The 20,751-nt window shown below is 64.5% G+C and carries 18 protein-coding genes and 1 pseudogene; 9 read left to right on the forward strand and 10 right to left on the reverse strand.

The annotated features are described in order from the left end of the window. Position 1 precedes the first annotated feature (1 nt). Positions 2-427, forward strand: coding sequence for a universal stress protein (locus tag JQC81_RS06855; protein WP_203271069.1), 426 nt, complete (start codon positions 2-4; stop codon positions 425-427). A 193-nt stretch (positions 428-620) separates the two neighbouring features. Here JQC81_RS06855 and JQC81_RS06860 read toward each other — a convergent pair whose 3' ends face one another. The 7 genes and pseudogenes from JQC81_RS06860 to JQC81_RS06890 form a co-directional block, all read right to left on the reverse strand. After that, a complete protein-coding gene (locus JQC81_RS06860; protein ID WP_203271070.1) occupies positions 621-1,190 on the reverse strand; it encodes a hypothetical protein in 570 nt (189 codons plus the stop codon). A 4-nt stretch (positions 1,191-1,194) separates the two neighbouring features. After that, positions 1,195-2,370 carry a vWA domain-containing protein gene (locus JQC81_RS06865; RefSeq protein WP_203271071.1) on the reverse strand — a complete coding sequence of 392 codons (1,176 nt, stop codon included), beginning with the start codon at positions 2,368-2,370 and terminating at the stop codon, positions 1,195-1,197. A 64-nt stretch (positions 2,371-2,434) separates the two neighbouring features. Continuing rightward, positions 2,435-4,228: a cation:proton antiporter domain-containing protein gene (locus JQC81_RS06870; RefSeq protein WP_203271072.1), complete on the reverse strand. Its 1,794-nt coding sequence runs from the start codon at positions 4,226-4,228 to the stop codon at positions 2,435-2,437. 193 nt (positions 4,229-4,421) lie between these two features. Then, on the reverse strand, positions 4,422-5,852 hold the full coding sequence (locus JQC81_RS33780; protein WP_203271073.1) for a calcium-binding protein: 1,431 nt from the start codon (positions 5,850-5,852) through the stop codon (positions 4,422-4,424). Between the two features lie 90 nt (positions 5,853-5,942). Continuing rightward, positions 5,943-6,053: pseudogene (locus JQC81_RS34275) on the reverse strand (hypothetical protein); the annotation flags it as partial. After that, positions 6,049-6,390: a hypothetical protein gene (locus JQC81_RS06885; RefSeq protein WP_203271074.1), complete on the reverse strand. Its 342-nt coding sequence runs from the start codon at positions 6,388-6,390 to the stop codon at positions 6,049-6,051. The gene JQC81_RS06885 and the pseudogene JQC81_RS34275, both read right to left, overlap by 5 nt. A 95-nt stretch (positions 6,391-6,485) precedes the next feature. Next, the gene (locus JQC81_RS06890; protein ID WP_203271075.1) at positions 6,486-7,772 is read right to left on the reverse strand and encodes a cystathionine gamma-synthase family protein; all 1,287 of its coding nucleotides are present in this window, start codon (positions 7,770-7,772) and stop codon (positions 6,486-6,488) included. Between the two features lie 102 nt (positions 7,773-7,874). Between JQC81_RS06890 and JQC81_RS06895 the strand changes: the two genes are divergently transcribed. After that, complete coding sequence (locus JQC81_RS06895; protein WP_203271076.1) at positions 7,875-8,723, forward strand: AAA family ATPase; 849 nt, start codon at positions 7,875-7,877, stop codon at positions 8,721-8,723. Further along, positions 8,723-9,247 (forward strand): SixA phosphatase family protein, encoded by a 525-nt coding sequence (locus JQC81_RS06900; RefSeq protein WP_203271077.1) that lies wholly within the window; start codon positions 8,723-8,725, stop codon positions 9,245-9,247. The genes JQC81_RS06895 and JQC81_RS06900 overlap by 1 nt, the downstream gene beginning before the upstream one ends. Here JQC81_RS06900 and JQC81_RS06905 read toward each other — a convergent pair. Next, positions 9,244-9,765: a GNAT family N-acetyltransferase gene (locus JQC81_RS06905; protein ID WP_203271078.1), complete on the reverse strand. Its 522-nt coding sequence runs from the start codon at positions 9,763-9,765 to the stop codon at positions 9,244-9,246. The genes JQC81_RS06900 and JQC81_RS06905 overlap by 4 nt on opposite strands. Positions 9,766-9,916: 151 nt before the next feature. On the opposite strand from JQC81_RS06905, the gene JQC81_RS06910 reads away from it, so the two are divergent. The 4 genes from JQC81_RS06910 to dksA all read left to right on the forward strand — a co-directional run bounded on the left by JQC81_RS06910 (position 9,917) and on the right by dksA (position 14,064). After that, on the forward strand, positions 9,917-10,993 hold the full coding sequence (locus JQC81_RS06910) for a hypothetical protein (protein ID WP_203271079.1): 1,077 nt from the start codon (positions 9,917-9,919) through the stop codon (positions 10,991-10,993). A gap of 68 nt (positions 10,994-11,061) precedes the next feature. Continuing rightward, positions 11,062-12,510, forward strand: a complete 1,449-nt coding sequence (locus tag JQC81_RS06915) for a YcjX family GTP-binding protein (protein WP_203271080.1) — start codon at positions 11,062-11,064, stop codon at positions 12,508-12,510. Next, complete coding sequence (locus tag JQC81_RS06920; protein ID WP_203271081.1) at positions 12,507-13,493, forward strand: YcjF family protein; 987 nt, start codon at positions 12,507-12,509, stop codon at positions 13,491-13,493. The genes JQC81_RS06915 and JQC81_RS06920 overlap by 4 nt, the downstream gene beginning before the upstream one ends. A 151-nt stretch (positions 13,494-13,644) precedes the next feature. Then, positions 13,645-14,064: an RNA polymerase-binding protein DksA gene (dksA, locus tag JQC81_RS06925; RefSeq protein ID WP_036350657.1), complete on the forward strand. Its 420-nt coding sequence runs from the start codon at positions 13,645-13,647 to the stop codon at positions 14,062-14,064. A gap of 194 nt (positions 14,065-14,258) precedes the next feature. Here the strand turns inward: dksA and JQC81_RS06930 are convergent, their stop codons facing one another. Further along, positions 14,259-15,524 carry a hypothetical protein gene (locus JQC81_RS06930; RefSeq protein ID WP_203271082.1) on the reverse strand — a complete coding sequence of 422 codons (1,266 nt, stop codon included), beginning with the start codon at positions 15,522-15,524 and terminating at the stop codon, positions 14,259-14,261. 388 nt (positions 15,525-15,912) lie between these two features. On the opposite strand from JQC81_RS06930, the gene cckA reads away from it, so the two are divergent. Together cckA and recA are read left to right on the forward strand one after the other, a co-directional pair. Next, the gene (gene cckA, locus JQC81_RS06935; RefSeq protein ID WP_203271083.1) at positions 15,913-18,444 is read left to right on the forward strand and encodes a cell cycle histidine kinase CckA; all 2,532 of its coding nucleotides are present in this window, start codon (positions 15,913-15,915) and stop codon (positions 18,442-18,444) included. A 171-nt stretch (positions 18,445-18,615) separates the two neighbouring features. Next, positions 18,616-19,710: a recombinase RecA gene (recA, locus tag JQC81_RS06940; protein WP_203271084.1), complete on the forward strand. Its 1,095-nt coding sequence runs from the start codon at positions 18,616-18,618 to the stop codon at positions 19,708-19,710. 88 nt (positions 19,711-19,798) lie between these two features. On the opposite strand, the gene JQC81_RS06945 is transcribed toward recA, so the two are convergent. Beyond that, positions 19,799-20,488 carry a hypothetical protein gene (locus JQC81_RS06945; protein WP_203271085.1) on the reverse strand — a complete coding sequence of 230 codons (690 nt, stop codon included), beginning with the start codon at positions 20,486-20,488 and terminating at the stop codon, positions 19,799-19,801. Positions 20,489-20,751: the final 263 nt, after the last annotated feature.

Consider the following 20,751-nt stretch of genomic DNA (forward strand, 5'->3'; position numbering starts at 1 on the left):
CATGTTCAAGACAATTCTCGTTCCCGTCGATCTCGGCGAGATTGAAGCGGCCAAGCCTGCCATCGACAAGGCGGTTCAGCTCGCCGAGAGTTCCGGTGGCGCCTTACGCCTCGTCTATGTGCGGGCCATCGTGCCGGTGACCTACATGGAGTTCATGCCCCCGGCCTTCGACGAGGAGCAGCAGGGCCAAGCCGAGGCCAAGCTCGCCGAGGTGGCGGCCGGCGTCGCCCTGCCGGCCGAGCGCGTGTCGGCTGTGGTTCGCCTCGGTTCGGTCTATGCCGAGGTGCTCGACGAGGCCGAGCAGATCGGTGCGGATCTCGTCGTCGTCGGCTCCCACCGGCCCACCATGGCGACGTACCTGCTCGGCTCCAACGCCTCCACCATCGTGCGCCACGCCCGGTGCTCGGTGCTGGTGGTCAGGGCTTAACGAATAGCGCCGCTGTCATTCCGGGGCCGCGTAGCGGAGCCCGACCCGAAGGGCCGCGCCGAAGGCGTGGAAATTCATAAACACGCCAACTCTCGCGTAAGACGCTTCGGAAGCCGGTGCGTTCTATCCTGTACCGTCAGCGTTTATGGATTTTGGGCTCTCGCTTCGCTCGCACCGAAATGACAGAGCGAACTCACGAAGCCTTCGGCAGCAATTCCTCCGGCAGCGCTTCCGTTCGGAAGCGACGGGGCTTGTTGAGCCGGATCATCGGCTCGATCTGCCAGTAGCCGACGACCGCCAGGAGGATCCCCAGGAGCGCGACCGGGGTCGCACCCATCTGGAAGGCCTGCCAGACCAGATAGGCCATGGCCAGGAGCGATGCGACGGCGAGCGCTGAACTCGGCAGCCACAGGCCCATCGGCTTTCCGGCCACGAAGCGGGCCTCGGGATTGGCCCTGATGATGGCCTCGCACAGGGCCTTCACGAAGGCGCGGTATTCCCTGGTCATTTCCTGGGCCTCCACGAGGCTCTTCCAGTCGAGCGAGTTGAAGGTGAAGGACTTGCCGTCCTTCATGATCACCTTCGTGCGGAAGGACCGTTGGGCCAGCCGGCCGGGCTCGAAGGTCATGCGCACGGTGTCCACCGCGCCGAGCTGGACCTCGTGCATCTTGCGGCCCGTATCGACCGTGAGCGTGCTGCCCTTGAGGGTGAAGGAAATCGGTCCGCTGAAGGGCTTGGGGCTGTGGCTGTAGGTCTGTTTCATCGGTTCAACGTACCAGTTCGCGCATGGCGTGGTCGATGCCTTCGAGATTGAGCGGATACATGCGCTCGGCGAAGGTTTGTCGGATCAGGCTGATCGACTGTGTATAGCCCCAATGCGGCTGCAGCACCGGGTTCAGCCACACGGCCTTGGGGAAATGATCGAGGATCCGCCGCAGCCAGACCTGGCCGGATTCCTCGTTCCAGTGCTCAACGGAGCCGCCGGGATGGGTGATCTCATAGGGACTCATGGAGGCGTCGCCCACGAAGACCACGCGGTAATCCGACGGATAGGTGCGGATCACGTCGAGAGTGGGGATTGTCTCGTCGAAGCGCCGGCGATTCTCCTTCCACACATTCTCGTAGACGCAGTTGTGGAAGTAGAAATGCTCGAAGTGCTTGAACTCGAGGCGCGCCGCCGAGAACAGCTCCTCGGCGATCTCGATGTGCCAGTCCATGGAACCGCCCACATCGAGAAACAGCAGCACCTTCACGGCATTGCGGCGCTCGGGTCGCAGGCGCACGTCGAGATAGCCCTTGTGGGCGGTCTCGTGAATCGTCTCGTCGAGATCCAACTCTTCCGCCGAGCCGGTGCGGGCGAAACGGCGCAGGCGCCTGAGCGCAATGCGCATGTTGCGAACACCCAACTCGACGCTGTCGTCGAAATCCCTGAACTCGCGCTTGTCCCACACCTTCACGGCGCGGAAGTTGCGGTTCTTGTCCTGGCCGATGCGCACGCCTTCCGGGTTGTAGCCGTAGGCCCCGTAAGGGGAGGTGCCGGCGGTGCCGATCCACTTGTTGCCACCCTGGTGCCGGCCTTTCTGCTCCTCCAGGCGTTTTTTAAGATTCTCCCAGAGCTTGTCCCAGCCCATGGCCTCGATCTGGCGCTTCTCCTCGTCGGTGAGATAGCGCTCCGCGAGCTTGCGCAGCCATTCCTCCGGGATCCCGGTCTCTTCCACGGCACGGCCCATGCTCTCGAGGCCCTTGAACACATGGGCGAAGACCTGGTCGAACTTGTCGAAGTGGCGCTCGTCCTTCACCAGGCAGACGCGGGAGAGGTAGTAGAACTCCTCCACGCTCTTGTCGGCGAGGTCCCGGTCGAGCGCCTCCAGCAGGGCCAGGTACTCCCGGAAGGAGACCGGCACCTTGGCCGCGCGCAGCTCTGTGAAGAAGGTCAGGAACATCCGGCCAATGTCGGGCAATGGCCCGCGAGGTCAAGCGCCAATCGGCTGTGCCGGGCCGTAGCCTTCACTTCCCGACGGTCCGCCGCGCCCGGAACTCGAGGCGGTCCGGCTTGCGGGTGTTCTTCGTCTTCAGGATCTCGCGGAACTCGTCGCGCCGCTCGTGGATCGAGGCAATCACGAGGCCCATGGGCACGCCGATATCCGCCAGCACCGCTTCGCTCAGCTGCAGGGAGGCCTCGATGGTCTCCGGCACCGCGTCGTCCACGCCCATCTCGTAGAGCTGGGCCGCGTGCTTATCGTCGCGGGCGCGGGACACGATGGTGATGTCGGCCCGCTCCTGCCGGGCCGCCGCCACGACGGCCCCGATGGAGCTTGGGGTGTCAAGCGTGATGACGAGGGCCCTGGCCTGCTCGATGCCGCAGGCGCGCAGGAACTCAGGGTAGGAGCCGTCGCCGAAATAGACCGGCCTGCCGGCCCTGCGCTGCTCGGCGACGCGGGCCGGATCCATGTCGATGGCGAGATAGGGCACCTTGTGGCGCTGGAGCATGTCGCCCACGAGCTGACCGACGCGGCCATAGCCGGCAATGATCACCCGCCCGGGCTCCTCCGGCGGCGGGGGAACCGCTGCGGCCGGGTCCGTAGCGCGCTTCTTCTCGAGCCGCCGGCTCAGGCGCCGCGCCACACGGGCGAAGAACGGGATAGCAATCATAGTGAGCGTCGTCACGAGCAGGAGATTCTGCCCGATTCGGTCCGGAACCAGCCCTGCCGCCATGGCGCTGCCGAGGATGACCAGCGCGAACTCGCCGCCGGGACCGAGCAGCAGGCCTGTCTCCGCAGCCTCCGCCGCATTGAGGCCGAACGGCCGGCTCAGCCAATAGATGATCACGCTCTTGATGGCGATCAGGAAGGTCGCCACCGCCAGGATCGTCAGCGGCGTCTCGAGAAACTGGAACACGTCCAGGCTCATGCCCACCGAGACGAAGAACACGCCGAGCAGCAGGCCCTTGAAGGGCTGGATGGTCGTGTCGACGGCCCGACGGTACTCGGTCTCCGACAACAGGATGCCGGCGATGAAGGCGCCGAGCGCCATGGACAGCCCGCTCACGGCGGCAATCAGGCTGGTAACCATGACCACCAGCAGGCAGGCCGCCATGAAGAGTTCCGGGCTCCGTGTGGCTGTGACCATCTGGAAGAACGGGCGCAGGACGAGGCGCCCGATGCCCACGATGACCGCGAGTGCGAGGGCGGCCTGACCAAGGGCGATCAGGAAGGAGAAGATGGTCGCCTCGGGCAGGCGCGCGTCCAGGGCCGCGATGGTGAACAGGATCGGGGCGACGGCGAGATCCTGAAACAGGAGCGCGGAGAAGGTCGCGCGCCCCGATGTGGTGTTGAGCCGCTTCTGCTCCGCCAGGACGGGCAGGACGATGGCCGTCGAGGAGAGGGCGAACGCGATGCCGATGAGAGCCGCTGCCGTGATCGTGTCGACGACCTTGTAGGCAAAGAGCCCGACGGCGATGGTGCACAGCAGCACCTGAAGGCTGCCGAAGCCGAAGACGAGGCGGCGCAGGATGCGCAGGCGCTGCCAGGACAGCTCGATGCCGATGGTGAAGAGCAGGAACACAACGCCGAACTCGGCGAGCCGGGATGTGCCTTCCGGATTGGTGAAGGTGAGCCAGTCGACCCAGGGGTATTGCGGGATGAGACGCCCAAGCCCGTAGGGTCCCAGCAACGCGCCGGCCGCCAGGAACCCCAGCACCGGGCTGATCCTCAGCCTGTGAAAGAGGGGAACGACGATGCCTGCCGTTGCCAGAAATAGAATGGGTTCCTGATAGGCATGCAGGTCTATCGCAGCGGCCATTGCTTCCTTCCGGTCGAGGATATTGTCGTTCTAGCCGCGAGGGATGCGCAAGAGGTTAATGCCGCTTGCGTTGGATGGGGGGCGCGACATGAAGGCAGGGCGTCGTGCCTCACGCTCCTGCCATGAACCCCACGGGAGAGGGTGACACGCGCCCTGTTACGCCTCGTTCGTGACGACCCGCCCGTCAATCGGTTCAGATTACGAAAAAGTCCTTGTGCGTGAGCGCGACTTTCTCCGCAATCTTGAGGATCTTGACCGCAGCACTCCTGCCGGAGCCGTCCGCATCATAGAGCACGTCGCTGGTTTTCTTGTTGTAGAGGATGCGGTCGTTGGCATCCTTGGCCTTGGTGCCGAGCACGAAAGCCGACTTCGACACGGTCCCTGTCTTCTTGAGGCCCTTGTAGATGGCGTTCTCCAGGCGGGTCGTGTCGTCCTTGGCCGAAAAATCGAGGATCGTATCGACATTGGTCGTCTTGTTGAGGCGCGAATCGAAAACGAACGAATCCTTGCCCGCGCCGCCGGCAAGAACGTCCTCGCCGGTCCCGCCGTAGAGAAGATCGTCGCCTAACAGGCCTTCGAGGAGATCGTTGCCCGACGAGCCTTTCAGTATGTTCTTGCCCGCGTTCCCGGCAAGCGTGTTCGCCAAGGCATTGCCGGTGAGGCTGAGCGCCGTCGTGTCCTCGGCCTTCTCGGCTTTCAGGTTCTCGACGGCTCCAAGCGCAGCAAGGCTGAAGTCGAGGATGGTCAGGACGGTATCGGTGCCCTGGCCGGCCGCCTCCACGATGATGTCGCCCGCATCCCGGATCAGGAAGGTGTCGTTGCCGGCCCCGCCGATGAGGGAGTCGATGCCGCCGCCTTCATAGAGTCGATCGTCACCACCTCCGCCATTCAGGGTGTCGGAGCCAAAATAGCCTTCCAGGGTGTCGGCGAGGGCGCCCCCGGTCAGCTTGTCGTTACCCGAGCCGCCCTGAAACCGAACGGACTCAATGCTAATGATCTCGGTGCCGTCGAATAGGGTCTGGGTGCCGGAGGCCGTGAGGTCGAAGTCGAAAGCCTGCGTTTGATTCCAGCGGACGATGGACGCGAAGTCGGTTCCCTCTCCGCCATTGATGATCTCGGCGCTTCCAGCTCTCACAATGCCGGCGCTGAACAGGCTGTCGTTGCCGGCGCCGCCGTTCATGGTGTCATTGCCGCTGCTGCCGACGATCGTGTCGTCGCCGGCTCCTGTCGAGATCTCGTCATCCGCCGGCGATCCATAGATGGAATCGGCTTGGCCCATATCGCCGACGGTAAAGTTCATCTCGACCTTCAGCTTCGAGCCTGGAAGTCTGTTGAGTTCCCATCCGGAGAGATCGAGATTGACCGGTCCTGATCCCGCCCGATTGAACGCAAGAACGGCATTCGTATTGGTTTTCGTCTGGACAGACAGGGTAGACGACAGCTTACTGGCTCCGACCATGTCGGTGCCGATCGTCATCCGGATCTCTGTTTCCGCATTCGGCCCCATGAACTCGAGTCGGTCGATCCCGAAGATTCCCGCGAAGCTTGCGTTCTGCCGAATGCTGAGCACGTCGTGATCGGCAGGATTGCCCAACCCAACCTCGTTGCCGCCGTAGACGGTCACATCAGATAGGCCTGAGCTAGCACTGAGGATGAGAGTATCGCTGCCTAAGCCGCCAATCAGAATGGAATCCGAGGCGGTGGCGGTTAGGAAATCATCGCCTCCCCAGCCCTCAAGCGTATCGTTTGTGCCATAGGTCTGGAGATGATCGATACTCGTGGTTCCGATCTGCCGGTCGGCAGTTGCGGCAAATAGGTTTTCAATGACAAGGCTTACGTTTGGTTAGCCTGTCCATGAAGAATGCCGCAAAGTCTCGCTGGAGACCGTTCTCGACCTTGACCAACGTGTTCCCGCTGGCGTCCCTTATCTCCAATCCTGTAATTGTGCCAGCAGCTGGGTTTCCCGCGTGGTTATATGAAAAGTTCTCGCCCTTCAGGATGAACTTGTATCCGCCGAAATTACCGAATTCGGTTGGAACATTCCCGTAGTTCGTCAAGGTGAAGGTTGAGGTATCCCCATCCATTGTTTGCGAGAGATTGAGCATATACCCACCGAGAGGAGGGTTGATGCCCCGCTGATTGGTATAGACGATCTCAGCCATCATATGCCCCTTAAGATTGGCAGCATGTTATATTGTTTCGAGGGTATGTAAAGTGAGGTTCAGCCCGTTTCACAAGGGCCGAGCCTTAGAGCGACTCACCCCAGCGTCGACAGCGCCTGCGCCAGATCCGCTACTAGATCGTCCGGGTGCTCGATGCCGATGGAGACGCGGATGGTGGCATCAGAAACGCCGAGGCGGTCGCGGGTTTCCTTCGGCACGCCGGAATGGGTGGTGGAGGCCGGGTGCGAGATCAGCGACTCGGTGCCGCCCAGGCTCACCGCCAGCTTGAACACCTGGAGCGCATTGAGCACCCGGAAGGCTTCGGCCTCGCCGCCCTTCACGTCGAAGGAGAAGGTCGAGCCGGGGGCATCGCACTGCTCCTCATAGACCTCACGGGCGCGGGAGCCTTCGGGCAGGTAGGCGAGGTGGTGGACCTTGGCCACGCTCGGGTGGTCGTGCAGGAACTGCGCGACGATCTCCCCATTGCGGTTCGCCGCGTTCATGCGAAGCGCCAGGGTCTCCAGGGAGCGGCCGAGCATCCAGCAGGAATGCGGGTCGAGCTGGGTGCCGATAGAGGAGCGCAGCAGACGCACGGTCTTCATCATCTCCTTGGAGCCCAAAGCCGCGCCGGCGATGAGGTCCGAGTGTCCGCCCACGTATTTCGTGAGCGAGTAGACCGAAATGTCGGCGCCGTTCTTCAGGGGCTTCTGGAAGACCGGGCCGAGCAGGGTGTTGTCGCTCACGATCACCGGGCGGTGCCCCTGAGCCGCGCCGATATCGTCGGCTACGGTGCGGATGAGGGCGATGTCCACCAGGGTGTTCATGGGGTTGGACGGGGTCTCGATCTTGATCACGGAAACGCGGCCCTTTGCCATCGCCTCCTTGGCGGCAGCCCGGATGCCTGTCTCGTCAACGCCGTCGCCGAAGCCGACGGCCCCGATGCCCATGTTGGCGAGCGTCTTGGCGATTAAGGTCTCGGTGCCGCCATAGAGCGGCTGGGAATGGAGGATCACGTCGCCGGGACGGGCGAAGGCCAGGATAGTGGTGGCAATCGCCGACATGCCGGAGGAGAACAGGAGGCCGGCCTCTGCCTCCTCGAAGATGGCGAGCCGGTCCTCGACGATCTCGGAATTCGGGTGGTTGAAGCGGGAATAGACGAGGCCCGCGGCCTCGCCCTGCGGCGGCTCGCGGCGCCCCGCCACGTAGTCGAAGAACTCCTTGCCGTGCTCGGCACTGTTGAACACGAAGGTGGAGGTGAGAAAGACCGGGGGCTTCACCGCGCCTTCCGACAGGGTCGGGTCATAGCCGTAGCCCAGCATCAGGGTCTCGGGCTTGAGCTTATGATTGCCGATGCGGTCCTTGTGATAGCGGTTTGCAGCCATAGGTCATGTCTCCCATTTGTTTGTCATGGGCTTAGCCTATGAAGGCGATTGCCGAAAGGGCGGGGCAGGACTTAGGGTCTGATTGAAGCGAGGAAGTGTGGAATGGCGCGTTTTGCCGGAACTGAATCCTATGTGGCCACGGAAGACCTCACGGTCGCGGTCAACGCCGCGATCACCCTGGAGCGTCCGCTCCTGGTGAAGGGCGAGCCCGGCACGGGCAAGTCGGTGCTGGCGGAGGAGATCGCCCGGAGCCTGAACGCCCCGCTCCTGACCTGGCACATCAAGTCCACCACAAAGGCCCAGCAGGGACTCTATGAGTACGACGCCGTCTCCCGCCTGCGGGACAGCCAGCTCGGCGACCCGCGCGTTTCGGAGATCCGCAACTACATCAAGCGCGGCAAGCTCTGGGAGGCCTTTGCCTCTGACCAGCGACCGGTGCTGCTGATCGACGAGATCGACAAGGCCGATATCGAGTTCCCGAACGACCTCCTGCTCGAACTCGACCGCATGGAGTTCTTCGTCTACGAGACTGGCGAGACGGTCAAAGCCGCCCGGCGCCCCATCGTCATCATCACGTCCAACAACGAGAAGGAATTGCCGGACGCATTTCTGCGCCGCTGCTTCTTCCACTACATCAAGTTCCCCGATCCGGAGACCATGGCCCGCATCGTCGAGGTGCATTACCCCGGCATCAAGCACCGGCTGGTCGAGGAGGCGCTCAAGATCTTCTTCGAGGTCCGGGACGTGCCGGGTTTAAGGAAAAAGCCCTCGACCTCGGAGCTGCTCGACTGGCTCAAGCTCCTGCTTTCGGAGGATATCGGGCCCGAGCAGCTGCGGGAGCGCGACACCCGCAAGCTCATCCCGCCGCTGCACGGGGCGCTCCTCAAGAACGAGCAGGATGTGAGCCTGTTCGAGAAGCTGGCCTTCATCGCCAGACGGGAGGGGCGCTGATGCTCCGCCTCCTGCTCCTCCGCCATGCCAAGTCCGGCTGGCCGCCCGGCATCCTCGATGTCGACCGTCCCCTCGCGCAGCGGGGTCAGGAGGCGGCCCTGGTCATGGGCAATTACCTGAAGCGGGAGCGGCTCGCGCCCGATCTCGCCATCGTCTCACCGGCGCGTCGCACGCAGGAGACCTGGGAACGGGTCCATCCGATCCTTGGGGAGATAGAGATGCGCCTAGACGGGCGGATCTACGAGGCGCCCGTTGGGCGGCTGCTGGAGATCGTGCGTGAGGTGGAGCCGGAGATCGGCACTCTTCTGCTCATCGGCCACAACCCCGGCTTCGAGGAACTGGCCAAGCTCCTCATCGGCGAGGGTGACATGGACAGCATCCTGCGGCTCGGCCAAAAATACCCGTCCGCCGGGCTCGCCGTGATTGATTTCGAGCTGGAGAGCTGGGGCGATGTTGCGAAGAAAACCGGCCGGCTCGAACGCTTCGTGACGCCGAAATCCTTAGGAAACGGCGAGGACGATTAGGCGCCTCCGGGCTGCGGCAGGTCGAGATAGAGCAGTTCCTCGTCGTAGAACATGTCGCCGACCTTGAGGGCTTTGCGCTGGACTCCATAGGGCTTGAAGCCGAGCCCGTGATAGGTGCGCCGGGCGCCGTCATTCGCGAGCCCGACCGCCGCCTCCAGCATGATCACATGCCGGGACGCGTGGTCGATCACGCGCTGGACGAGCCGTTTGCCCACATGGTGCCCGCGCCAATCGGCCTTTACGTAGACGCCCCACAGAACCCCCTTATGGCGGGCCTTCACCCGGTCATAGACCGCAAAGCCCGCTACGCCGACGAGTGCCCGATCGGCGAAGGCCCCGAAGACCGCATTTGGGCTTGCGGAGAGGCGCGCTCGCATCGTCTCAAGCGGTATCGACGCATCTTCCTCATAGCTCGCGCCGAAGGCCTCGGGCGCAACCGTCAGCGCCTCAAGCCGCAGGCTGCGGAACGCTTCGGCGTCCGATGGGTCGAGAATGCGGATCAGGATGTCAGAAGCCATGGATGCCTGCTGCCGGTGAGGGGCGTTATTCGTGGAATGCACGGTCCTTGCGGTCAAGATGGGGGCTTGAGGATGAACCTATCCGCCCCACCATCGTTTGGCCTGAAACCTTCCCGATTGTTTCCGGCCGAAGCGGGGGCTGATCCTCATCATGGTGCCTCAGACCTTTTATGCGCTCGTCCTTACGGTTCGCGCGCTCCTGCCCGGCGAGTTTGGCGCCGGCGGCGATGCTGCGCTGCCGGAGCCCCAGGCTGTCGCGGCGCGATATGAGCCGACCAATCGCGAGGTCACCAATTGGCGCTCCGAGGCCATGGAGGCCCTGGAGCCAAAGCCGGTTGTGGCCATGGCCGCCCTGTTCAAGGCCGAGCGGCCCTTCGTGACCCGCTGCGTGAAGCTCAACAATTACTGGTGCATCAAAAGCGCTCGCTGGAACGGAGAACTGGCCACCGATAGCGAGGGCCATGTGGGCTTCGCCACGGCCGATCACAGCGCCGATGCGGCCGCCACCCTGCTGCGGCGCTACTATCTGGAGTTCAACCGCAAATCCGCCCTCGACATCGTGCGCCGCTGGGCGCCGGCTGAGTGCAATGTGGCGACCGGCATCGGCGGCATGGCGATGCTGGCCGTGCGAGGAATCGGTGGCACGGTGCGGGCGCAATACCTCGCCTCCCGCAGCAAGAAGGGCGGGGCGGTCCGCTACACCGCAAAAGCCGGTCCGGGCGGCAAACCGGGCCGGGTCTCCATGGTGATCCCGATGGCGCCGAAGACCCCGCAATACCGGGTGCCGAGCATCGCGGCCGGCATGGGTGAGAAGCCGAAGCCTGCGAAGTCGTTGGAACCCTTGGTGGCTGCCCGACGCAAGCCGGTAAGGGAGCCGGCGACCACCGCGTCGGCCGCGCCGAAGCCGACTCCCAAGGTGCAGGTCGCCGCAGCCTGCCCCTCGGAGGAGCAGCGCCATCGCAATTATGCGGGCCGGATGGTTGAAGGCTTGGGCCTGGGTCCGAGCGACGACCTGAAGCTGTTCGCCGATGACGGAACGCCTCTGCCCAACCTCACCCACGTGATGCTCGCCATGTCGGCCTTCGAGCTGGGGGCCCTGCGCGCAAGCCCCGACCTCGTGGAAGGGGCCATCGAGCGCGCGATCGCGAAAGTGCAGGAGAATGCCAAGGCGGCCGCGCAGAAGGCTGAGGTGTCCCAGGAGCAGCAGGCGGGAACTGTGGAGCGCTAGAGCGCCTTGCAGGTTAGGATTTCAAGCCCCACCTACGAGCTTGGCTTGGGAGTATTAGGTTCATTTTCGTGTCTGTTATTACCGATCTCGCCTCCCGCGCCGGGTCTGCTGCGCAATCGCTCTGGGAGGCTTCCGGCCAGCTGGTCCAGCCGTCCCTCCGCCTCGGCGTCACCGGGCTCGCCCGCTCCGGCAAGACCGTATTCACCACGGCTCTCGTGCATCATCTGACCCGCGGCACGAATCTGCCGGCCTTCCGGGCCTCCGCCGAGGGGCGGATCCGGCGGGCGCAGCTAGCGCATCAGCCCGACGACGCGGTGCCGCGCTTTCCTTACGAGGAGCATATGGCGGCGCTCACCGAGAGCCGCCGCTGGCCGCAATCCACGAACCGGATCAGCGAGCTGCGGGTGGATGTGGAATACGAGCGGAAAGGCGGCTGGCGCACGGGTCCGGCGTCGCTTGCTCTCGACATCGTGGACTACCCGGGCGAATGGCTTCTCGACTTGGCGCTCCTCGATGCAGGCTATGCGGAATGGTCCCGCCAAACCATCGAGGCGAGCCGCAAGCGCGACCGACTGCCGGTGGCGGGCCGCTGGCACGAGACGTTGAAGGCTCTGGATCCGGCTGGCGCTTCCGACGAAATGCTCGCCTCAAGGGCGAGCGAGGCCTTCAAGGATTACCTCACGGCCCTGCGTGCGGGTTCGGAGGCGGTGGCCACGACACCGCCGGGGCGGTTCCTCATGCCGGGCGATCTCGCCGGTTCTCCGGCGCTCACCTTCGCGCCACTCGATCTGCCTGAAGGACAGCCTATCCCGGCGGGGAGCTTTGCGGCTCTCATGGAACGGCGTTTCGAGGCTTACAAGACTCATGTGGTCCGGCCATTCTTCCGCGATCATTTCCAGCGCATCGACCGCCAGATTGTGCTGGTGGACGTGCTCGCCGCCATCGACGCGGGGCCTGTGGCGCTTGCCGAGCTGGAGGAGGCGCTGGACCAGGTGCTCATGGCCTTCCGGACCGGTCGCAACACGCTCCTGTCGCGCCTGTTCTCGCCCCGGGCCGACCGGGTCCTGTTCGCGGCCACCAAGGCCGACCACATCCATCACACGGATCACGACCGCCTAGACGCCATCCTGCGCCTGCTCGTGAACCGAGCCTCGCGCCGCACCGAGGCCGCCGGTGCGCGGGTGGGCACCGTGGCGCTCGCCTCCGTGCGCGCCACCCGGGAGACCACCATCCGCGAGGGGCGTGAGGCCCTGCGGGCCGTTGCCGGGGTTCCGGAGGCAGGCGAGCGGGTCGGCGACGACATCTTCGACGGCGAGGCGGAGGCCGCAATCTTTCCGGGCGAGCTGCCCGGGAGCGCCGAGGCGGTGTTTCAGGGGGCGGTGCCGCCCGGCTCGTTCCGGTTCCCGCGCTTCCGGCCGCCGAAGCTGCCCGTCGATGCGGCGGGCCGCATGGCCAAGATGCCCCACATCCGCCTCGACCGGGCCCTTGAATTCCTCCTGGGGGACCGCTTCACATGAGCCGCCAACCTCGCGCCTATCGCCTCGACGATCCCAACATCACCGCCGGCGCCGTGCAGGTGACGGAGGAGCCCTTCGATGCCATCGAGGCCGCCGACGGCGTCGTGGTGCCGATGGGGTCAAAGCGCCGGGCACCTTGGCTCGGCATCCTGCTGTCCGCGCTGTCGGGGCTGCTTCTCCTTGGCTTAGGTCTCGCGGTCGAGAACCTGATCGTCGATCTCTACCGTGTCGCGCCCTGGCTGGGCTGGGTCGCGCTGGCACTCACTGTGCTGGCCGTTTTAGCCTTCCTGGCCATCATCGGCCGGGAGGTTTCGGGGATCTGGCGAGAGCAGAAGATCGAGAGCCTGCGCGAGGCTGCGGTCGATGCGCTCGCTGTCAAGGACCACAAGGCCGCCAAGGGCATCGTGCAGGATCTCATAGCACTCTACGGCGGCCGGACCGCGGCCGCGCAGGGCAGCGCCAGACTTAAGGGCCTCACCGATGAGATCATCGACGCTGACGACCGCCTCGCCATCGCCGAGCGCGAACTGCTCGCCCCCCTCGATAGGCAGGCGAAGCGCGCGATCGCTGGGGCGGCCAAGCAGGTTTCGCTCGTCACGGCCGTGAGCCCCCGGGCCATCATCGATGTGGCGTTCGTGATCTTCGCGGCGGTGCGGCTCCTGCGGACTCTGGCCCGGATCTATGGCGGCAGGCCCGGCTTCTTCGGCTTCCTGCGGCTCGCCAAGGCTGCGTTCAACCACCTTGCGGTCACAGGAGGCGTAGCGGTTGGCGACAGCCTCATGCAGCAGGTGCTGGGACTGGGGCTCGCGGCCCGCATCTCGGCCAAGCTTGGCGAGGGGGTGCTGAACGGGCTCATGACCGCACGGTTCGGCCTGGCCGCCCTGTCGGTCTGCCGGCCGCTCCCCTTCATCCGCGAGGAGGCGCCCAAGATCGGCGATGTCGCAGGAGAACTCATCAGCCGGGCGGAGGCAGCCGCCTCCTAATGGTGCGACATGTCGTTCGGCGTGAGCTTAACCAAGGCTCATAAGGGGTGCCGAGGCCAATTAGACAAATCGATGACGCTTAATCTCGTTGTCGCGGTCCCTCCTTACCTATATAGGGGCGCCACGGTTCATCGGGGAAGAACGGCTGAACATGACAGATAGCGTGATTGATGAAGGCTACCGTCCGACAGAAGACGAGCCTTTCATGAATGAGCGGCAGAGGGAGTATTTCAGGCGCAAGCTGATCCGCTGGAAGCACGACATCCTCAAAGAGGCTCAGGAAACCCTCGCGACGCTGCAGAGCGAGAACGAGAATCATCCTGACCTTGCGGATCGCGCCTCATCGGAAACGGACCGCGCCATCGAGCTTCGCGCCAGGGACCGTCAGCGCAAGCTGATCGCCAAGATCGATGCCGCGCTCGCGCGGATCGAGGACGGCTCTTACGGCTATTGCGAGGAGACGGGCGACCCGATCTCCCTCAAGCGCCTTGAGGCCCGCCCCATCGCGACGCTCTCCCTCGAAGCGCAGGAGCGCCACGAGCGCAACGAGCGGGTCTACCGGGACGACTGATCCGGTCCTGCTATAGATATGGAAAAGGGCTCCGCATGCGGAGCCCTTTTTCTTTGGCCTTCAGGGCAGGGGCCCTAGAGCATCGTGCGGAAAAGTGGATCCGGTTTTCCGGTCACACGATGCTCTCATCCAATAAGAAAGCATTGGATTGGTCCCAAAAGTGCAAGTCCACTTTTGGGTCCGATGCTCATGCCTCAACCCTTCTTGCTCGGGTCGAGCGGGCGTCCCAGCAGGCGGGCGAACTCTGCTTCGATATCCTCGACCGAGAACGGGTCGGCGGCTTTCTGCTGGGCCGAGGCGGGTTCCTTGGCCTGAGGCGGAAGGGGAGCCGATGCAGGCACAGGCGGAGCTGGCTGGACTGGCGGAGCGGTCCGGACCGGCTCGACGGGCGGTGCAGATGGGACCGGGGAGGGAGCTTCGGGCTCTTCGGCGAGATCCTCTTCCTCCACAGGTTCGTCATAGGACGCGACGATCTCCTCCTCGTCGGCCGGGGCCGGCTCGAGAGGGGCGTCCTCCTCATCGCTGATGTCCTCGTACACGGCTGGGGATGTCCCGCTGACCGGGGCCGACGGAGCAATCACGGGCGGAGGAGCAACCGGGCTTGCCGGGCGCTTCAGGGCTTCTTCCAGCTGCTTGGCCATATCCGAGAGAAGGTTGGCGTCGGGAGTGGGCCGCTCGCTCGCTGCCGGCTCGGGCGGCCGGACGGGCTCAGGCGGCTGCACGATTGGGGCCGGCGGCACGGGAGTGGCCCGTGACTGGAACGGCGGCGGTGTGAACTGGGCGCGCGGCTCGGGGCGCTCTGCCGGGGGAGGTGGGGGCGGAGCAGGAGGCGTGTTCTGGAATGCCGGGGTCCTCGCCTCGGCGCGCAGCCCCTGGATGGCGGGAGGCGCAGAGATCGCGACGGCATCAGGCTTCAGGACCGGTTCGGGATGGGCCGGAACCGGCGCGCTGACGGTTGCCACCGGGGAGAGTTCCTCGTCCATATCGGATTCCTCCGACGGACGGCGCACGAAGGCCCCGAGCTGGGCGGCGAGCTGGCTCTCGATGGAGGGCCGGCCATTGGACTCGACCTGGGGCGCGCGAGGCGCTTGATGATCCAGCGAGGGCTCGAAGCGCTCCGCACCCATGTCGGCCGGAGGAGCGGGAATGCGCGCGCCGGCAACGCGGACGATGTTGGTCTCGATCACCACGTCGTTGGGGCCGCCGATGAGGAGGAGATGCTCGACATTGTCCCGGCGGAGCAGGAGAAGCTGCCGCTGGCGGTCGAGATCATACACGTCCACAATGCCCAATCGCGGCTGGCGGCTGCGGCCGCCGCGGTCGCTGCCCGGCATGATCAGGCGCCCGCCCCAGACCTTGCGCAACACGAGCCCTAGGAGCACGAGCAGGATCAGAATGATCGCGAAGGCGATTGCAAATTGAACTGCCCGCGGTGCTTCGAGACCGAAAAGAGATGACACGATGAACTCTCAAACGTTGACTGACCTTCGCAGGCCACTTCTGTGTTGGTTGTACCACATTGACCGCCAAAGCCACCGGCAAGGTTAACAGATGGTTAACGCAAGCCCGGCATCTGCATCGGGCCGAGAACACAGGACAGGCTCTCTGTGATCCGTCCAAGATGGTGCTGACTGCCGTTACATCAAGGAAAATAAGGATTTCCTGTGACGGTCCTCACCGATGAGGCCCATACCATCCGCACCGGCCCTTGCATCCGTTCGTGCTGCCGCCTTAGAGGTCGATCAATAAATACCGTGTAATATGATCGGAAAAGATCGAGCGGTTGGCCGCAACCCTGCAGCCGGTGCCGCGAGGCACATCCGCCTCCGTTGAGGATGTAGACATTCCATGGCTTACGAAGGCGATACGCCAAAGGGTTCGGCCATCGACCGCTCCGACCGCCACGGCCATATCGGATGGGTGCTGCTCCTGGCCGGCCTTCTTGTCGGCGCGACCCTGAGCCTGCGCTTCCTCGGCATCGAGCAGGCGCAGCCCCTGGTCCTCGCGCTTCTGGCGTTCTTCGCCATGGCGGGCGTATTCTTCCTCTTTGCGATGGCGATCGGCGTCGTTCAGTTCTCCGGTCAGACGGCTCGCAACGATATCACCAAGCTGATGGCCGACACGTCTGGCGACGGGCTCGTAGTGGTCGAGGATGACGGGCGCATCACCTATGCCAACGAGACCTATCTTGCCTTCGCCGGATTGCAGGGCGGCGAGGTCATCCCCGTCGAGCGCCTGTTCATCGGCGCGCCCGAAGTGTCGGAGGCCATCTACCGGCTCGCGCAGGCAGCGCGCGAGCATCGCACGGGCACGGAGGAGATCCGCCTGTCGCCATCGCTCAATGGAGCGCGGGAATTCGGCTGGTACCGGGTACGCGTGCGGCCCGTGCCGCGGCCGAAGGGACGGCAGGCGGCACTCTGGGCGATTTCCGAAGTCACCCATGAACGCGAGCGCCAGGAGAATGTCTTCCAGGAGCTGCAGCACGCCATCGACTATCTCGATCATGCCCCTGCGGGCTTCCTGTCCGTCGATCCCGGCGGCTCCATCGTCTATCTGAACGCCACGCTGGCGTCCTGGCTCGACTATGATCTCGCGCAGGTCGGCTCCGGCGGCCTGAAGCTGGCCGACATCGTGCCGGGCGACGTGGCGTCGATGATGACGTCGTTTTCCGGCGAGCCGGGCAGCGTGCGCACTGAGACCTTCGATTTCGACCTGCGCCGGCGCAACGGCCAGTTCCTCCCGGTGCGCCTCTATCACCGCATCGCCTTCGGCCAGGATGGCCGCATGGGTGCATCGCGCACGCTCGTTCTCAACCGCTCGGCCGGAGGCGAGGTCGACGAGGGGCAGCGCGCGGCGGAAGTGCGCTTCGCACGCTTCTTCAACAACACGCCGATCGCCATCGCGACCGTCGACCGTGCAGGCCGCATCGTCCATGCCAATGCGCCGTTCTCCAGGCTCTTCGGCGCGCTGCCGCGCACGGGCGAGAACGGGACGGACGGGCCGTCGATTCCCGATGCCTTCCGCGAGCGCGACTCCATCGAGGCAGCCCTCAAGGCGGCAGCCGAGAACAAGGGCGACATCCCACCCCTCGAGCTGCAGACGGTGGCCGAGGGCGGCGGCTCGGTTCGGGTGTGGGTCACGCCCGTGGGCGACACCGGTGCGGACGGGGAGACGGCGATCCTCTACGCCCTCGACACCACCGATTTCCGTAAAGTGGAGGAGCAGCTCGCCCAGGCCCAGAAGATGAACGCGGTGGGACAGCTCGCCGGCGGCGTGGCGCACGATTTCAACAACGTGCTGCAGGCCATCATCGGCTACAGCGACCTGCTGCTCGCCAACCATCGGCCCACCGATCCGTCCTTCCAGGACATCATGCAGATCAAGCAGAACGCGAACCGGGCCGCGGGCCTCGTGCGCCAGCTGCTCGCCTTCTCCCGCCGGCAGACCCTGCGGCCGGAGGTGCTGAACCTCAACGACCAGCTCTACGACCTCTCCATGCTGCTCAAGCGCCTCCTCGGCGAGCGCGTGGCGCTGGATCTCAATCACGGGCGCGACCTCTGGTTCGTGAAGGCGGACGTGAACCAGTTCGAGCAGGTGGTGGTGAATCTTGCGGTGAATGCCCGCGATGCGATGCCGGGCGGCGGCAAGCTCGCGATTCGGACCGCGAACGTCACGGCAGCCGAGGCGGAGCGGCTCAATGTGAGCGCCATGCCGCCGGCCGACTACGTGATGGTCGAAGTCTCCGATACCGGCTCCGGCATGACGCCGGAGATCATCGAGAAGATCTTCGAGCCGTTCTTCACCACCAAGGAGGTGGGCAAGGGCACGGGCCTGGGCCTGTCCACCGTGTTCGGCATCGTCAAGCAGTCCGGCGGCTATATCGACGTGGACTCGACCCCGGGCCAGGGCACGACCTTCCGCATCTACCTGCCGCGGCACATTCCGGCCATGCAGGAAACGGTCGAGGAGGTGAAGCCCGAGGTCGCCAAGAAGCCGGTCGCCGACATGACAGGGCAGGGCACGATCCTGCTTGTGGAGGACGAGGACCCGGTGCGCGCCGTGAATGCCCGCGCGCTCTCCGCCCGCGGCTATACCGTGCTCGAGGCGGCCTCCGGCATCGAGGCCATGGAGATCATCGAGCAGCGCGGCGCGCCGGTCGATCTCGTAGTCTCCGACGTGGTGATGCCCGAAATGGACGGACCGACCCTGCTGGGCGAACTGCGCAAGCTCTACCCGGATCTCAAGGTGATCTTCGTCTCCGGCTATGCCGAAGAGGCCTTCCGCAAGAACCTGCCTGAGGGAGAGGAGTTCAACTTCCTGCCCAAGCCCTTCAGCCTGCGCCAGCTGGTTGAGACCGTGAAGCAGGTGATCGACCGATAAGTCCTTGAATTAAATGATTTTTAACCCTGCGGCATCGTGACCTGCGCGGGAACTGTGAATTCCCGAATGAGAACGAAAAAAGAACTTGTAAGGGGGAACAAAGTGAGTACATATATTCTCTCAACACCGCGTTGAGATTCACTCTTCCTCCTGCCATAAGGATGTTAGGTCATGTCACAGTCCTCCCTGAGACTGGTGGAAAGCTCATCAATGGACAAAGAAAAAACCAAAGCTCTCGACGCGGCGCTCTCCCAGATCGAGCGTGCCTTCGGCAAGGGCTCGATCATGCGGCTCGGCAAGGGCCAGCAGCCGGTGGAAATTGAAACCGTTTCGACGGGTTCGCTCGGTCTCGACATCGCGCTCGGCGTGGGCGGTCTGCCCCGCGGCCGCATCATCGAGATCTACGGACCGGAATCGTCCGGTAAGACCACGCTCGCGCTGCACACCATTGCCGAGGCCCAGAAGAAGGGTGGCGTCTGCGCCTTCGTGGACGCGGAGCACGCGCTCGATCCGGTTTATGCCCGCAAGCTCGGCGTCAACCTGGACGATCTCCTGATCTCCCAGCCCGACACGGGCGAGCAGGCTCTCGAGATTTCCGACACGCTGGTCCGCTCCGGCGCGGTCGACGTGCTCGTCATCGACTCGGTGGCGGCGCTGACCCCGAAGGCCGAGCTCGACGGCGAGATGGGCGACGTTCAGCCGGGCCTGCAGGCCCGTCTCATGAGCCAGGCCCTGCGCAAGCTTACCGGTTCGATCTCCCGGTCGAAGACCATGGTGATCTTCATCAACCAGATCCGCATGAAGATCGGCGTCATGTATGGCTCGCCGGAGACGACCACGGGCGGCAACGCCCTGAAGTTCTATGCCTCCGTGCGCCTCGACATCCGCCGCGTCTCGACCCTTAAGGATCGAGACGATCCGATCGGCAACTCGGTGCGCGTGAAGGTCGTCAAGAACAAGGTCGCTCCGCCCTTCAAGCAGGTCGAGTTCGACATCATGTTCGGCGAGGGTGTGTCCAAGGTGGGCGAGCTCATCGATCTCGGCGTCAAGGCCGGCATCGTCGAGAAGTCCGGCGCTTGGTTCTCCTACGACAGCCAGCGCCTAGGCCAGGGCCGCGAGAACTCGAAGCAGTTCCTGCGCGACAACCCTGAGGTCGCCGACAAGATCGAGGGTCTCATCCGCCAGAATGCCGGTCTCCTGGCAGACCGCATCCTGGACCAGGCAACCCCGACCGCCGACGATCTGGACGAGGGTTCCGCCGAATAAGCCTTTGCTCTCCTTCAAGGGCAAAGAGAGGCCGTCGCGAGAGATCGCGGCGGTCTTTTCGTTTGGGGAGTGGCAGGGAGGGCCGCTCCTATCGCAGATCCACGCGGATCCCGGCCCCGATGAAGTTCGAACCGGACTCCTTCGGCGCGATCAGCCCGAAGATCCCGGAGCGGTGATGGACCCGCGGGACGAAGTACACGCCGGGCAGCGACGCATGGGAGAACTCCGCCTCGAAGGCGAGATAGTTGAGGAGGCGGGTCGGCTCGACCCGGAAGCTGCCCTCGAGCGCCGGCCGCTCGGACGCATAGGAAAGACCCTCGCCGAAGGCCAGGTTGACGCTCAGGCCGCCGAAGAGCGGGATCTGGCCCGTGCGGAACATGAGCGCGATCGTGCCCTCCCAATGGCTCTGTTCACCGAAATGGCGCAGAACTTGCCCCTCGAGCTCGATGCGGTTGCCAGGGACGGCGAAGTTGGTTCCCAGAAGCGGGATGGAGAAGGACGGGACGATAACCCGCGACAGGCCGGCCCCGACGAAGTAGGCGTCCTCCGATCTCAAGCTGCCCGTCAGGGACCGCTCGGGGATCTCCAGCAGATCGGCATTGACCCACTGGCTGCCATAGGCGGTGAGATGCCAATCCCGCTCCCCGCCTTGAGCCGCAGCCGGACTGCCCATGAGGCCAAGGCCGAGGCATGCCGCGCCCGCAACGTTGCGGAGCCATTCAGGGACGGGCTTGATCCATGCAGGCCGGGCAAAGGCGGCAAACTGAAAAACCATCATAAAAACAACCGGAACGATCCGAGGCCGCAACGGCCAAACTGAGGTTAGCACTAAGCGGGCCGGACTCAACCCGCTGATGATTGCGCCTATCCGCGCAGGGCGGCCCAGTTCGGCCTCTGGCGCAGATTGGCTTCGTGGCCGCAGGCGAGGTGCGGGACTTCAGTACCCGCTGCGAGCCTATTCGCTGAGCCTGCCGAAACGCCGCCTCGACAGCGCGGGCGTAGGCGGCTAAAACCGGCCACCATCATAGTTTTTCGGGCCTT

The organism is Microvirga arabica, from assembly GCF_016811235.1.
GTDB classification, from domain to species: domain Bacteria; phylum Pseudomonadota; class Alphaproteobacteria; order Rhizobiales; family Beijerinckiaceae; genus Microvirga; species Microvirga arabica.